Consider the following 13,290-nt stretch of genomic DNA (forward strand, 5'->3'; position numbering starts at 1 on the left):
GTTCTAAAGATCCAGTTCGGTCCACACCGGGGCGTGGTCCGAGGGTTTTTCCATGGCGCGCAGGTCGTAGTCGATGCCGGCGTCGGTGGCGCGCTCGGACAGCGATGCCGTGGTCAGGATATGGTCGATGCGAAGGCCCCGCTTGGGTTCGCGATCGAAGCCCTTCGAGCGATAGTCGAACCAGCTGAAACGATCGTCCACCTCGGGGTAGAGGCGGCGATAGCTGTCCTCGAGGCCCCAGGCCTTGATGCCATCCAGCCATTCGCGCTCGATCGGCTGAAAGCTGGTCTTGCCTTCGCGCAGCCAGCGCTTGCGGCTGGCCTCGCCGATGCCGATATCGATGTCGGCGGGCGAGATGTTGAAGTCGCCCATCACGGCCAGGCGTTCGCTGGGGGAGTGGTCCTCGTCGAGCAGGCGCTGGAGCTGAGCGTAGAAGGCGCGCTTGTGGGGAAACTTGGTCGGGTGCTCGATGTTCTCGCCCTGGGGGAAATAGCCGTTGTAGACCCATACATGCTCGCCGTCGGCGGCGCGCAGACGCACGCCGATCATGCGGCGCTGGGCGTCTTCACCGTCGTCGGGAAAGCCATAGCGAACCTCCTCCGGGGCCTCGCGGGTCAGCATGGCGACGCCGTAGTGACCCTTCTGGCCATGGAAGTGCACCTGGTAGCCCATGGCTTCCACCGCCTCGCGGGGGAATTCACTGTCCTGGACCTTGGTTTCCTGCAAACCGATCAGGTCGGGCTGGTGGGAGGCGATCAGCGCCTCGAGCTGGTGCAGGCGTGCGCGGATGCCGTTGATGTTGAAGCACACCAGGCGCATTACTGCTCTCCCTTGTTGCTGTCGCTGTTACTGCTGTCCGGCCCCTTGCCTTCGGGGTGAATCTCGATCGACGGGGCGGCGCGCATGCGCTCCAGCCGGCGTGCGGCCTGGGCCTTGCGCTGCTGGCGCTTCTTGGCGGAGAAGCGCCGTGATGAGGTGACCTCATCGGGATTTTCGTGGCGCCACTGCTTGTAGTCCTTGCGCCGACCGGTACGGATGGTCACCTTGTCGGCCAGGGAACGGGTCTTCTTGCGGCGTGTCATGACGCGGGGCTCCTGTATTCAATGGGCACATTCTATCAGTGCGGGGCCGCCAGGACAGCCGCTAGACACGATTCGATGCGCATCGGGCAAGCCCAAACGGCCAGACGCTGGTACAATACCCGGCTTGAGGAAACTCGAGGGGGCCCTGTGCCGTTGCCTCGACGCTTTCCGCTTTCCTTCAACTTCTCTTCGAGACGGACACACAGCACAGCCTATGAGCGAGTCGGAACAGACCACCGCACCGGCCGAGAGCCGCAAGCCCAAGCGTCGTCGCCGCAAGCCGAGGCGCCGCCAGTCCAACTGGGATCTGCGCCAGTTTCAGGTGCCCGCCGTGGCGGGCAAGTGGCGGTTCCACGACTTCGATCTGCCGCTGCCGCTGATGCGCGCCATCCATGCGCTCGGGTTCGAGTACTGCACGCCGATTCAGGCCGAGGCCCTCACCCACACCCTGATGGGTGGAGACGTGGTGGGCAAGGCCCAGACCGGTACCGGCAAGACCGCCGCCTTCCTGATTTCCATGATGGCCTACTTCCTCGAGGAGGAGGTGCCGGATGGCCAGAAGCCGGGGACGCCGCGCGCACTGATCGTGGCGCCGACCCGCGAGCTTGCCTTGCAGATCGAGAAGGACGCCAAGGCCCTGGCGCGCTTCACCTCGCTCAAGGTGACCAGCGTCGTCGGCGGCATGGATTACCAGAAGCAGCGCGAGGGGCTTGCCGGCAACGTCGATATCCTGGTGGCCACTCCGGGCCGCCTTCTGGACTTCCAGCAGAAACGAGACATCGACCTCGGTCAGGTCGAGGTGCTGGTGCTGGACGAGGCCGATCGCATGCTGTCGATGGGCTTCATTCCCGACGTCAAGCGCATCATCCGCTACACGCCGAAGACCGAAGAGCGGCAGACCTTCCTGTTCTCCGCGACCTTCACCGAGGACATCCTCAACCTGGCCAGCCAGTGGACCCATCAGCCGGCCCACGTCGAGATCGCGGTCACCGTGGATAACGCCGCCGATATCGATCAGCGGGTGTACATGGTGGGCGACGAAGACAAGCAGCGACTGCTGGTCAACCTGCTGCAGCAGGAGTCGTTCGACCGGGTGATGGTGTTCGGCAATCGCCGCGATCTGGTGCGCAAGCTGCTGGAGCTGCTGAAGAAGGCCGACATCAATGTGGCCATGCTGTCCGGCGATGTGCCGCAGAACCAGCGCATCCGCACCCTGGAGCAGTTCCGCGAGGGCGAGATTCAGGTGCTGGTGGCCACCGACGTGGCCGGCCGTGGCATCCATATCGAGGACGTCAGCCACGTGATCAACTACACCCTGCCCGAGGATCCGGAGGACTACGTCCACCGCATCGGGCGCACCGGCCGTGCCGGCGCCAAGGGCGTGTCGATCAGTTTCGTGGGTGAAGAAGACGCCTTCTCGCTGCCCGAGATCGAGCGCTTCATCGGCGACAAGCTGCCCTGCGAGCATCCGCCGGAAGGGCTTCTGTAAGCCCGTCAGGCGTTTGACGCTTGTACGCAGTCAGGGCCGGCCCAGCGCCGGCCCTTTGCGTCTCTCCCCCTTGTCCTTTTTCTCAATTGTCGTGGACCCGCCATGCTAGACGACGCCCTCAAGAGCGAGATTCAAAGCGCCTATCGTCGGGTGCTGGAGGCGCTGGAGCTGACCCCGCGCTACGGGCAGCGACTGATGATCGCCGAGATCTCCCGCACCCTGGCCGGTATCGAGACCGACGAGGATGGCAAGCGGGTGAGCGATGAGCACGTCTGCGTGCTGGAGGCGGGCACGGGTACCGGCAAGACCCTGGCCTACCTGCTGGCGGCGTTGCCGGTGGCCAAGGCGCGCGGCAAGCGCCTGGTGCTGGCCACCGCCACGGTGGCGCTGCAGGAGCAGGTGCTGCACCAGGACCTGCCGTCGCTGAAGGCCCACAGCGGACTGTCCTTCGACTTTGCTCTGGCCAAGGGGCGCGGGCGCTATGTGTGCGTGGCCAAGCTCGACGCGGCCATGGACGGCGCCGAGGAAAACCCGACCCTGTCGCTGTTCGAGCAGAGCCTGGACGCCGCCACCGGCGATGACTTCAAGGCGCTGGTGGCCGCCATGGGAGACGCCTACGGCAACGGTCGCTGGGAAGGGGATCGCGATAGCTGGGGCGAGGCCATCGACGACGGCCACTGGCGGCGACTGACGGTGGATCACCGCCAGTGCACCAACCGCCGCTGCGGGCACTTCGGTGCCTGTGCCTTCTTTCGTGCCCGGCGCGACCTGGATCAGGCCGACGTCATCGTCGCCAACCATGACCTGGTGCTGGCGGATCTGGCGCTCGGCGGCGGCCTGGTGCTGCCCGATCCTGCCGACTGTATCTACGTCTTCGACGAGGGCCACCACCTGCCGGACAAGGCGATCTCCCACTTCACCCATCGCTTCAGCGTGGGCGGCGGGCTGCGCTGGCTGAGAAACCTCAGGGGCTCGCTGACCGAGCTGAATACGGCCCTGGGCGTGCAGCCGACCCTGGCGCGACTGCTGGGCGCGCTGCCCACCGCGATGGAAGCGCTGGAGCCACGCCTGGGCGAGGTGTTTGCGCTGGGCCACCAGCTGGCCGAGCGGCCCCATGGGCTCAACGACGACGAGGACGGTGCTCAGCACCGCTTCGAGATGGGGCGTGTGCCCGAGGCCCTGCGGGCCCAGGCCGAGGCGCTGGTGGTGCCCTTCGCCGAGCTCTGCCGTCTGCTCGAGTCGATGACCGACATCCTGCGCGAGAGCCTGGACCCGGAGAAGTCCACCGGCCTTGCCCGGGAGCAGGCCGAGGCCTGGCTGCCGCTGCTGGCGCTGCTGCACGGCCGGGCGCTGGAGGCCCACGCCCTGTGGCAGGCCTTTGCCGAGGGCGATCCGGCGGACGCACCGCCGCGGGCACGCTGGCTAACCCTGGAGCGCTTCCAGGGCGAGCCCGAGCTGATCTTCTCGGCCAGTCCGGTATCTGCGGCCCATACCCTGGCGCGTTCGTTGTGGGGGCGCTGTCACGGCGCTGTGGTGACCTCGGCCACCCTGACCGCCCTGGGCCGTTTCGAGCGCCTGCAGGAGAGGGCGGGGCTGGCCAACCGCTATCGCTACCAGCGTCTGCCGAGTCCCTTCGACTATTCCCGAGCGGTGCTCAGCGTGCCCCGGGAGGCGGTGGACCCCGCCGACCGTGACGGCCACGAGCGGGCCATCGTCGACTTCGTCGAGGCTCTCGACGACAAGGAAGCGGTGCTGGTGCTGTTCTCGTCCCGGGCCCAGCTGCGCGGGGTGGAGAAGGCCCTGTCGCGGGAGCGTCGAGAGCGAGTGCTGGCCCAGGACCGTCTGCCCAAGCGCGAGCTGGTCAGCCGCCATCGCCAGCGTATCGACGCCGGCGAGGGCAGCATCCTGTTCGGTCTGGCGAGCTTCGCGGAGGGCATCGACCTGCCCGGCGACTACCTGACCCATGTGGTGATCACGCGGCTGCCGTTCGCCGTGCCGGACGACCCGGTGGGAGCGACGTTGGCGGAATGGATCGAGAGCCAGGGCGGCAACCCGTTCATGCGCATCAGCGTGCCGGATGCCTCGATCAAGCTGGTCCAGGCCTGTGGTCGGTTGATTCGCAAGGAGGCCGACCGTGGCCGCATCACCTTGCTGGATCGCCGCGTGCTGACTCGCCGCTACGGCCGCGCGCTGCTCGACGCTTTGCCGCCCTTCGTGCGCGAGATCGACGGCGTAAGCCAGGCCGGCTGAGGGAAGCCGCGCCTCGCGAGCAGGCGCGATACACCGGCCAAAAACAAGGAGCCCGCCAACTTGGCGGGCTCCTTGCTGTCGTGGGCGTTGCTTCTGCAGGCGTTGCTGGCGCTGGGGATGACGGCGTCGCTGGCGCCTGGCGTCGGGGCCTTTCAGCCCCTTGCCCCGCACCAGGGGCGAATCAATTCACCCGCTTTGCCAGCTCCGGGGCCAGGCGTTCGTTCATGCTGCGGAAGGCCTCCACGGTGGTGTCCCAGTCGATGCAGGCGTCGGTCACGGAGACGCCGTAGGCCATTTCGCTCAGGTCCTCGGTGATCTTCTGGTTGCCCCAGCCGATATTGGACTCGACCATCAGGCCGATGATCGAACGGTTGCCGTCGAGAATCTGGTGGGTGACGTTGTCGAGCACCAGCGGCTGCAGGGCGGCGTCCTTGTTGGAGTTGGCGTGGGAGCAGTCGATCATGATGTTGGGCTTGACCCCGGCCTTCTTCAGTTCCTGCTCGGCCAGCGCTACGCTGACGCTGTCGTAGTTCGGCTTGCCGTTGCCCCCGCGCAGCACGACGTGGGCGTAGGCGTTGCCGCGGGTGCGGATGATCGCCACCTGGCCCTGCTGGTCGATGCCCAGGAAGTTGTGCGGGTGAGCGACCGACTGCAGCGCATTGACGGCCACGTCGAGGCTGCCGTCGGTGCCGTTCTTGAAGCCCACCGGGCATGACAGGCCGGAGGACATCTCGCGGTGGGTCTGGGACTCGGTGGTGCGGGCGCCGATGGCCGACCAGCTGATGCAGTCCTGCAGATACTGGGGCGAGATCGGGTCGAGTGCCTCGGTGGCCAGCGGCAGGCCCAGCTCGGAGAGCTCCACCAGCAGGCGACGGGCGATGTGCAGGCCTTCCTCGATCTCGAAGGAGCCGTTCAGGTGGGGGTCGTTGATCAGACCCTTCCAGCCCACGGTGGTGCGCGGCTTCTCGAAGTAGACGCGCATCACGATGTACAGGCTGTCCTTCACCTCGTCGGCCAGGCGGCGCAGGCGACGTGCGTAGTCCAGCGCGGCGTCCACATCGTGGATCGAGCAGGGGCCCACCACCATCAGCAGCCTGGGATCGGTGCCGTCGAGGATGTTCTGCACGGTCTTGCGGCCCTCGATCACCGTGGCCTCGGCCTCGGGAGAAAGAGGAATTTCCTGCTTCAACTGCTCAGGAGTGACGAGAACATCCTGGGCCAGGACGTTGAGGTTGTTCACCTGCTTGTCGGACATGAGGTCTACCTGTGTGTATCGTGTCAGCGCTGACGTTTCTGCGTGGCTCTACTATCCCTTGAGGGAGGGGTAAATTCAATCGCCTGAGGGAACCTTGTCGCGCACCCGATGTCGGAGCGGCGTCGAGAGATGCACTCAGAGAACGCTTGATGCGAGCCAAGGAAACAGGAACACTTGTGCCTTTTATCATGACGAGACCCATGACCTATACATCGCCGACAGGCGAAAGGTGGCACCCTGTTGCCAAGGGCCAGACCGAGGGTCCGGCGTCGTCAGCCCGACATCGTCGGGGAGGAGAGACATGACGCCCAAGGAAACGGACCAGCAGCTGGTGGCGCGCGCGCAGAAGGGCGATACCCGAGCCTTTGACCTTCTGGTCAAGAAGTACCAGCACAAGATTCTGGGCCTGATCGGCCGCTACATCAGCGACCATGCCGAGGTGCAGGACGTGGCCCAGGAAGCCTTCATCAAGGCTTACCGGGCGCTTGGCAAGTTTCGCGCCGAGAGCGCCTTCTATACCTGGATGTACCGCATCGCCATCAACACCGCCAAGAATCATCTGGTGTCCCGCGGGCGTCGTCCGCCGGGCAGCGATCTGGATATCAATGACGCCGAGATCGTCGACATGAGTGGCCGGCTGGCCGATATCGAGACGCCGGAGGCGTCCATCGCCAGGGACCAGCTCGAGGCGGCGGTATTCGAGGCGATCGAAAATCTTCCCGATGACCTGCGCACCGCCATCACCCTGCGCGAGCTCGATGGTCTTTCCTATGAAGACATCGCCCAGATCATGCAGTGCCCGGTGGGTACCGTGCGCTCGCGCATCTTTCGCGCCAGGGAGGCGGTGGATCAACATATTCAGCCGCTGATGACGACCTCGCGAAACGCCGAGTCACTTCCCTGATTCGCTATCGTGAGCCTGCGAGCTGGTCGTGGGCGCAGTGGTGAGGCAGGGCGACCCCTTTTGTTGCCGAATTCCCCATTTTTTTCAAATTGGGATGAACTGTTCGCCAGATTGGGCGTCTTACCCAGTGACCGGCCCGATGCAACAATCAACGACGGTCGTCACCTGGCGCTCGAGCCGGTGGCGAGTAACCGAGAATCGGTGGCGGAACTTGGCGCATCTCCGGTGGTCTATGGAGCTGGAGGCGCGACGCTTCGTCGAAATGAGGTGTGGAGAATGAGTCTGAACGCACGGGAATCGCTTTCAGCCCTGATGGACAATGAAGGTGACGAGCTGGAATTGCGTCGAGTGCTGAAGTCGCTCGAGAGCGACCAGGACAGCGCCGAGAGCTGGCGTCGTTACCATTTGATGCGTGCCGCGCTGCGCCGCGAGACCGATAGTGACCCCTCGGTGGATCTGTCCGCCGGTATCTTGGCTCGCCTCGAGGATGAGCCTGCGCCGCAGATGGAGGCTCCCGCCGACGGCGCGGTCGCCAAGCGCGGCGGAATGGGGCTCGCACGCGGTGCCGGTATTGCCGCGGCGGTCTCGTTGATGGTGATCAGCGGGGTTCAGTTCTACAACGGCGCCTTCGATGGCTCCATCGACGGTTCCGGTGCCGGTGTCGCCAGCAGCGGGGCTGCGGGTGGCGTAAGCGGCGGCGTAAATAGCGGCGCAGCACAGACGGCGTCCGCCGTGCCAGGTGCAGAGCTTGCCAGCGTAGCGGCGTCTCGGCCTTCGCTGATGGATCTGCCGATGTTTCAGTCCGGCACAGGCTCCAGCAATGGCCTGATGACCGTCGGCGCCCAGGTGGCCTCGCCGATGATGCTGTCGCCATCTGCCCAGCAGTCGCGGGTCAGTGACCAGGCGCAGGCCCAGTTGTTGCAGTCCTACCTCGATCGTCATGCCCAGGGGGCGGCCTTCAGCAGTGCCGACAACTGGATGCCGATGCTGCGCAGCACCCCGGCGGAAGCCCGTTGAGGTGATCGATCTGGCATCGAGATAGCAATGATCTGCTCGGCCCTGAGGGGCCGAGCGCATTCTCAGCAGTGCCTGTCAGGACATGATTTCTATGCCACATCAGGGGTCGCTTGCAGCGTTGGCCGGCTGGCTGACGCTTTCCCTTGTCTGTCTTTCTCTTCCCGCCCAGGCCGTTGCCGACCCTGGTGTCGACGCCGTAACGGCGGACGCCGAGGCCTCAGCTGACTCGGTAGCTGACCCGAATAGTATCCAGAGCGTCTACGACTGCAGCGCCTTGACCGCCTTGTCACCCCCCGAGTCTCCGGGAGACTGGTTCGAGCGCAGTGTCTGGGCTTCCCATTGCTACCAGTATCAGGCGCGCGCCGTTCGCATCGTCGATGAGGAGGTGGTGACGCTGTCGGTGGCCCGCGACATCCAGCAGGGCGTCGAGCGCGATCGCCTCCACTTCCTCGATGGCCCCAGTCGCTCGCTGCTGCGAGAGGGGGGCGCCTTTCGCTTCGAACTCGGTGATAGCCAGGGGGCGGCGCCGGCCTCTCCCCAGGCGCTGGTCGAGCACCTGTCACGCTTCTATCGGCTGCGCTTCGACGGCGAGGAGCGAATCGCCAATCGTCACGCGATCCGTCTGGAACTGTTGCCGCTTGACGCCATGCGCTACGGCTATCGCATCTGGCTCGACCGCGAGACGGCCATTCCCTTGAAGCGCACCCTGATCGACGAGCGGGGCCAGGTGCTGGATACCTTCCAATTGGTGGCGATGACGCCGCCGGAACGCTACGACGGCAAGGTGGAGCTGCGCCGGCCGCCGTCCTCGGCCAGGCTCGACTGGCGCGCAGGCTGGCTGCCTCGCGGCTTTGTTGCCCAGCCGTTGATGGCGATGGCATCCGACAGCGATGGGCCTCGCCGCCACAAGTTGTACAGCGATGGCCTGTCGACCATCAGCCTGTTCGTCGAACCGGTAGCGGGTTCACGGGTACTAAGGCCGGGTGTCCATCGACTGGGCGCCAGTCACGCCGCGGTGCGCCGAGTGCAGCGTGAAGGCCAGTTGCTTCAGGTGGTGGCGGTAGGCGAATTACCCCCCAGCGTGCTGGTCAAGGTGGCCGAAACCCTTGAGCTGGCCGAGGGGCAGCCGCAGGGTGTGAGCGATGGTGCGCGCCCTGAGGCAGCGAGCAACGTCCACCAGGAAGCGTCGTCATGAGCACCGACTGCGCGACCGCAGAGGCGCGAGTGGTGGGTTGGACGACCGCCGGGGTCAGGGTAGCGCTGGCGGCAACCGGCGGCTGCGGGCGCTGCGCTGCTCGGGGCGGCTGCGGGGCACGTTGGCTGCTGCGCAGGAGCGACGATCGGCGTGAGCTCGAGATCGATACCGAGCAGCGTCCTGCCATCGGGCAGACGGTGACCCTGGCCCTGTCCCGGACGAGCCTGGTGCGCGCCAGCGTGCTGGTCTACGGCCTGCCGCTGTGGCTGGCGCTGGGGGCGACCCTTGCCGTCAACGTCCAGTCGCCGGATCACTGGTCGCTGCCGCTGGTGTTTATCGCGGGCCTGGCCCTTGGCGGCGTGGTGCTGCGTCGGCATCTGCGCCGCCGCGCCGAGACGTATCGGCCGACCTTGGTGCTCTAGCCCCGTTGTGATAGCTCTGTTGTGATAGCCCTTTGCCCGAACACTTCACGGGCCCTTGTCGCGTTATTTTGCCCGCTAATGACTGAACCTTTTGGCGGCGTGACGGTACTACAAGAAGCGACCCTCGAGGTTGCGTCAAATGCACTCTGAGTCCTATCTGAGTCTTACGCAGGAGCCTTGCATGAAGCCAATGACTCGCACCCTGTCCATGTGGATGACGCTGGTGGTGGGAATGGTTGTCGCCCAATCCAGTCTGGCCAGGGATCTTCCTGATTTTACCGAACTGGTCGAAGAGGCCGCCCCCGGCGTGGTCAACATCTCGACGACGCGGGTCACCGAGGGCTACTCCACGCCCTTCGGCGATTTCGGTGGCCAGGAAATCCCCGACATCTTCCGTCATTTCTTCGGTGATCGCTTCCCGGTGCCGCCCGGCGGAGGCGGTGGTCGCACCGAGGAACGTCAGTCGCTGGGTTCCGGCTTCGTCATCGACGCGGACGGCTACATCATGACCAACGCCCACGTGGTGGAGGGCGCCGACGAGATCATGGTGCGCCTCAATGACCGTCGTGACCTCAAGGCCGAGCTGGTCGGGGCCGACGAGAAGACCGACGTGGCGGTACTGAAGGTCGATGCCAGCGATCTGCCGACGCTATCCCTGGGTGACTCCGACGACCTCAAGGTGGGGGAGTGGGTGGCCGCCATCGGTTCGCCGTTCGGCTTCGATCACTCGGTCACCGCCGGTATCATCTCGGCGATCAACCGCACCCTGCCGCGTGACGCCTATGTGCCCTTCATCCAGACCGACGTGGCGATCAACCCGGGTAACTCCGGCGGACCGCTGTTCAACCTCGACGGCGAGGTGATCGGCATCAACTCCCAGATCTTCACCCGTAGCGGTGGCTTCATGGGGCTGTCCTTCGCCATTCCGATCAATGTCGCCATGGACATCGCCGACCAGTTGCGAAGCGAAGGTCACGTCACTCGGGGCTGGCTCGGTGTGATGATTCAGCCTGTGTCCAAGGACCTGGCCGAGTCCTTCGGCATGGACCGCCCCGAGGGTGCCCTGATCGCCGACGTCGATCCCGACGGGCCGGCGGCGCGTGACGGCGTCCAGGCCGGTGACATCGTGCTCGCGGTCAATGGCGAGACGGTGGAGCGCTCCAGCAACCTGCCGCGGTTGATCGGTCGTGTCGCCCCGGATAGCGAGGTCGAGTTGACCGTGCTGCGTGCCGGGGATCGCAAGACCCTCAGCGTCACCGTTGGCGACTGGCCCGAGGAACTGGCCGGTGGCAGCGGTCAGTCGTCCGGCAGCGCGTCGCCGGCGCGCCTGGGTCTGGCGGTGCAGTCGCTGTCCGACGCCGAGCGTGACAAGTACGGCATCGACGCCGGCGTGCGGGTCAGCGACGTCGACCCGCGTGGCGTGGCGGCGGCTTCCGGTATCCGGCGTGGCGATATCATCGTCAGCGTCAACCAGGTCGCGGTGGAAAGCGGTCGCCAGCTGAGCCAACTGGTGCGTGAGCTGCCTGCCGATCAGGCGGTGCCGGTTCGTCTGTACCGTGACGGCCGCTCGCTGTTCGTGGCGCTGCGCCTGGCCGACGACTGAGGCGCGTCCCGCTGACCGACGACGCCCGAGGGCCGCCATGGCCCTCGGGCGTTGTCGTCCTGTGATATCGAATCGAGCCGCCGCAACGGCTTGGGATGCGCGGGGCAGGGGATGCCGGTACAATAGCGCCAACTTTTTTTTCCGCGTCATCGGGGCAGGGCGAGCCTGTCGCTGTCCGGTGCGTTCTCAAGATGGAATCATCCTGCATGTCTGATCCTGATAACCGCAAGGTAATCAATAATATACGTAACTTCTCGATCATCGCTCACATCGACCATGGCAAGTCCACCCTGGCCGATCGCCTGATCCAGAGTTGCGGTGGCCTGTCAGAGCGCGAGCTCAAGGATCAGGTGCTGGACTCCATGGATCTGGAACGCGAGCGCGGCATCACCATCAAGGCCCAGTCGGTGACGCTGGACTACCACGCCAACGATGGTGAGACCTACCAGCTCAACTTCATCGATACCCCGGGGCACGTCGACTTCTCCTACGAGGTGTCGCGCTCGCTGTATGCCTGCGAGGGCGCACTGCTGGTCGTGGACGCCGCCCAAGGTGTCGAGGCCCAGTCGGTGGCCAACTGCTACACCGCCATCGAGCAGGGGCTAGAAGTGTTGCCGGTGCTCAACAAGATGGACCTGCCCCAGGCCGACCCCGACAAGGTCGCCCACGAGGTCGAGGAGATCATCGGTCTCGACGCCACCGACGCCTGTCAGGTGTCGGCCAAGAGCGGTCTGGGCATCGATGCGCTGCTCGAGCGGCTGGTGCGCGATATTCCGCCGCCCAAGGGCGACCCCGAAAAGCCGCTGCAGGCGCTGATCATCGACTCCTGGTTCGACAACTACCTGGGCGTGGTATCGCTGGTACGGATCTTCGACGGCGTGCTCAAGAAGGGCGACAAGATTCGCATCCTGTCCACCGGACGTGACTGGCAGGCCAACGAGGTCGGCATCTTCACCCCGCTGCGCAAGGAGACCGACATCCTGCGCGCCGGTGAAGTGGGCTTCGTGGTGGCCGGTATCAAGGACATTCAGGGGGCTCCGGTGGGGGATACCATCTCCCACGCCAAGACGCCGGACGTCAAGCGCCTGCCGGGCTTCCAGAAGGTCAAGCCCCAGGTCTACGCCGGCATGTTCCCGGTCAGCGCCGACGACTACGAAGACTTCCGCGATGCGCTCGAGAAGCTGGCGCTCAACGACGCTTCGCTGGACTACGAGCCGGAAAACTCCGACGCCCTGGGCTTCGGTTTCCGCGTCGGCTTCCTCGGCACCCTGCACATGGAGATCGTGCAGGAGCGTCTGGAACGCGAGTACGACCTGGACCTGTTGACCACCGCGCCGACGGTGGTCTACGAACTGGCGATGAAGAACGGTGACGTCAGCTACGTCTCGAACCCGTCCAAGCTTCCGGACATGGCCGACGTCGAGGAGATGCGCGAGCCCATCGTGCGCGCCAGCATCCTGGTGCCCCAGGAATTTGTCGGCAACGTCATCAGCGAGTGCGAGCTGCGTCGCGGCACCCAGAAGGACATGCTGTTCCTGGGTAGCCAGATCCAGCTGACCTACGAATTGCCGATGAGCGAAGTCGTCATGGACTTCTTCGACCGGCTCAAGTCCATCTCCAAGGGCTATGCTTCGCTCGAGTACAACTTCGAGCGCTTCGAGGCGGCCAAGCTGGTACGCCTCGACGTGCTGATCAACGGCGACCGGGTCGATGCCCTGGCGGTGATCATCCATCGCGATCACGCCCACAGCCGTGGTCGTGTGCTGGTCGAGAAGATGAAAGAGCTGATCCCGCGTCAGATGTTCGACGTGGCGATCCAGGCCGCCATCGGTGGCCAGGTCGTGGCCCGTTCCACGGTCAAGGCGCTGCGCAAGAACGTGACCGCCAAGTGCTACGGCGGCGACATGACCCGCAAGAAGAAGCTGCTCGAGAAGCAGAAGGCCGGCAAGAAGCGCATGAAGCAGGTCGGTCGCGTGGAGATCCCTCAGGACGCCTTCCTCGCCGTGCTCAAGGTGAACGACTGATGCCCCAGCGGCGGTCGATCCGTCCCGGTGTGACGCCGGGACGGCTTGC

The 13,290-nt window shown here is 65.3% G+C and carries 11 protein-coding genes; 8 read left to right on the forward strand and 3 right to left on the reverse strand.

Annotated features, from left to right (window positions below):
* Positions 1-3 precede the first annotated feature (3 nt).
* Positions 4-819: an exodeoxyribonuclease III gene (gene xthA / locus NFG58_RS07955; protein WP_348827913.1), complete on the reverse strand. Its 816-nt coding sequence runs from the start codon at positions 817-819 to the stop codon at positions 4-6.
* Positions 819-1,082 (reverse strand): hypothetical protein, encoded by a 264-nt coding sequence (locus tag NFG58_RS07960; protein ID WP_045993474.1) that lies wholly within the window; start codon positions 1,080-1,082, stop codon positions 819-821. Before NFG58_RS07960 ends, xthA begins: the two co-directional genes overlap by 1 nt.
* A 214-nt stretch (positions 1,083-1,296) precedes the next feature.
* Between NFG58_RS07960 and rhlB the strand changes: the two genes are divergently transcribed.
* A complete protein-coding gene (rhlB, locus tag NFG58_RS07965; protein ID WP_045993475.1) occupies positions 1,297-2,571 on the forward strand; it encodes an ATP-dependent RNA helicase RhlB in 1,275 nt (424 codons plus the stop codon).
* A 102-nt stretch (positions 2,572-2,673) separates the two neighbouring features.
* A complete protein-coding gene (gene dinG, locus NFG58_RS07970; protein ID WP_108447691.1) occupies positions 2,674-4,821 on the forward strand; it encodes an ATP-dependent DNA helicase DinG in 2,148 nt (715 codons plus the stop codon).
* A 181-nt stretch (positions 4,822-5,002) separates the two neighbouring features.
* Here the strand turns inward: dinG and NFG58_RS07975 are convergent, their stop codons facing one another.
* On the reverse strand, positions 5,003-6,076 hold the full coding sequence (locus NFG58_RS07975; protein WP_045993477.1) for a 3-deoxy-7-phosphoheptulonate synthase: 1,074 nt from the start codon (positions 6,074-6,076) through the stop codon (positions 5,003-5,005).
* A gap of 301 nt (positions 6,077-6,377) precedes the next feature.
* Between NFG58_RS07975 and rpoE the strand changes: the two genes are divergently transcribed.
* From rpoE to lepA, 6 genes are all read left to right on the forward strand, one after another.
* Positions 6,378-6,980 carry an RNA polymerase sigma factor RpoE gene (rpoE, locus tag NFG58_RS07980; RefSeq protein ID WP_108132698.1) on the forward strand — a complete coding sequence of 201 codons (603 nt, stop codon included), beginning with the start codon at positions 6,378-6,380 and terminating at the stop codon, positions 6,978-6,980.
* A 276-nt stretch (positions 6,981-7,256) separates the two neighbouring features.
* On the forward strand, positions 7,257-7,997 hold the full coding sequence (locus NFG58_RS07985; RefSeq protein ID WP_045993479.1) for a sigma-E factor negative regulatory protein: 741 nt from the start codon (positions 7,257-7,259) through the stop codon (positions 7,995-7,997).
* A 91-nt stretch (positions 7,998-8,088) separates the two neighbouring features.
* The gene (locus NFG58_RS07990; RefSeq protein ID WP_181248640.1) at positions 8,089-9,192 is read left to right on the forward strand and encodes a MucB/RseB C-terminal domain-containing protein; all 1,104 of its coding nucleotides are present in this window, start codon (positions 8,089-8,091) and stop codon (positions 9,190-9,192) included.
* A complete protein-coding gene (locus tag NFG58_RS07995) occupies positions 9,189-9,614 on the forward strand; it encodes a SoxR reducing system RseC family protein (RefSeq protein ID WP_348827914.1) in 426 nt (141 codons plus the stop codon). Before NFG58_RS07990 ends, NFG58_RS07995 begins: the two co-directional genes overlap by 4 nt.
* Positions 9,615-9,795: 181 nt before the next feature.
* Positions 9,796-11,217: a DegQ family serine endoprotease gene (locus NFG58_RS08000; RefSeq protein WP_222516985.1), complete on the forward strand. Its 1,422-nt coding sequence runs from the start codon at positions 9,796-9,798 to the stop codon at positions 11,215-11,217.
* A gap of 206 nt (positions 11,218-11,423) precedes the next feature.
* Positions 11,424-13,241: a translation elongation factor 4 gene (gene lepA, locus NFG58_RS08005; protein ID WP_045993482.1), complete on the forward strand. Its 1,818-nt coding sequence runs from the start codon at positions 11,424-11,426 to the stop codon at positions 13,239-13,241.
* The last annotated feature ends 49 nt before the right edge of the window (positions 13,242-13,290 follow it).

Source organism: Halomonas sp. RT37, assembly GCF_040070525.1.
GTDB classification, from domain to species: domain Bacteria; phylum Pseudomonadota; class Gammaproteobacteria; order Pseudomonadales; family Halomonadaceae; genus Halomonas; species Halomonas litopenaei.

Excerpts from the sequence above, each read along its gene's own strand:
- lepA (WP_045993482.1), top strand. The coding sequence starts at position 11,424 with ATGTCTGATCCTGATAACCGCAAGGTAATCAATAATATACGTAACTTC.
- dinG (WP_108447691.1), top strand. The coding sequence starts at position 2,674 with ATGCTAGACGACGCCCTCAAGAGCGAGATTCAAAGCGCCTATCGTCGG.
- rhlB (WP_045993475.1), top strand. The coding sequence starts at position 1,297 with ATGAGCGAGTCGGAACAGACCACCGCACCGGCCGAGAGCCGCAAGCCC.
- rpoE (WP_108132698.1), top strand. The coding sequence starts at position 6,378 with ATGACGCCCAAGGAAACGGACCAGCAGCTGGTGGCGCGCGCGCAGAAG.
- NFG58_RS07995 (WP_348827914.1), top strand. The coding sequence starts at position 9,189 with ATGAGCACCGACTGCGCGACCGCAGAGGCGCGAGTGGTGGGTTGGACG.
- NFG58_RS07990 (WP_181248640.1), top strand. The coding sequence starts at position 8,089 with ATGCCACATCAGGGGTCGCTTGCAGCGTTGGCCGGCTGGCTGACGCTT.
- NFG58_RS07960 (WP_045993474.1), bottom strand. The coding sequence starts at position 1,082 with ATGACACGCCGCAAGAAGACCCGTTCCCTGGCCGACAAGGTGACCATC.
- NFG58_RS07985 (WP_045993479.1), top strand. The coding sequence starts at position 7,257 with ATGAGTCTGAACGCACGGGAATCGCTTTCAGCCCTGATGGACAATGAA.
- NFG58_RS08000 (WP_222516985.1), top strand. The coding sequence starts at position 9,796 with ATGAAGCCAATGACTCGCACCCTGTCCATGTGGATGACGCTGGTGGTG.
- NFG58_RS07975 (WP_045993477.1), bottom strand. The coding sequence starts at position 6,076 with ATGTCCGACAAGCAGGTGAACAACCTCAACGTCCTGGCCCAGGATGTT.
- xthA (WP_348827913.1), bottom strand. The coding sequence starts at position 819 with ATGCGCCTGGTGTGCTTCAACATCAACGGCATCCGCGCACGCCTGCAC.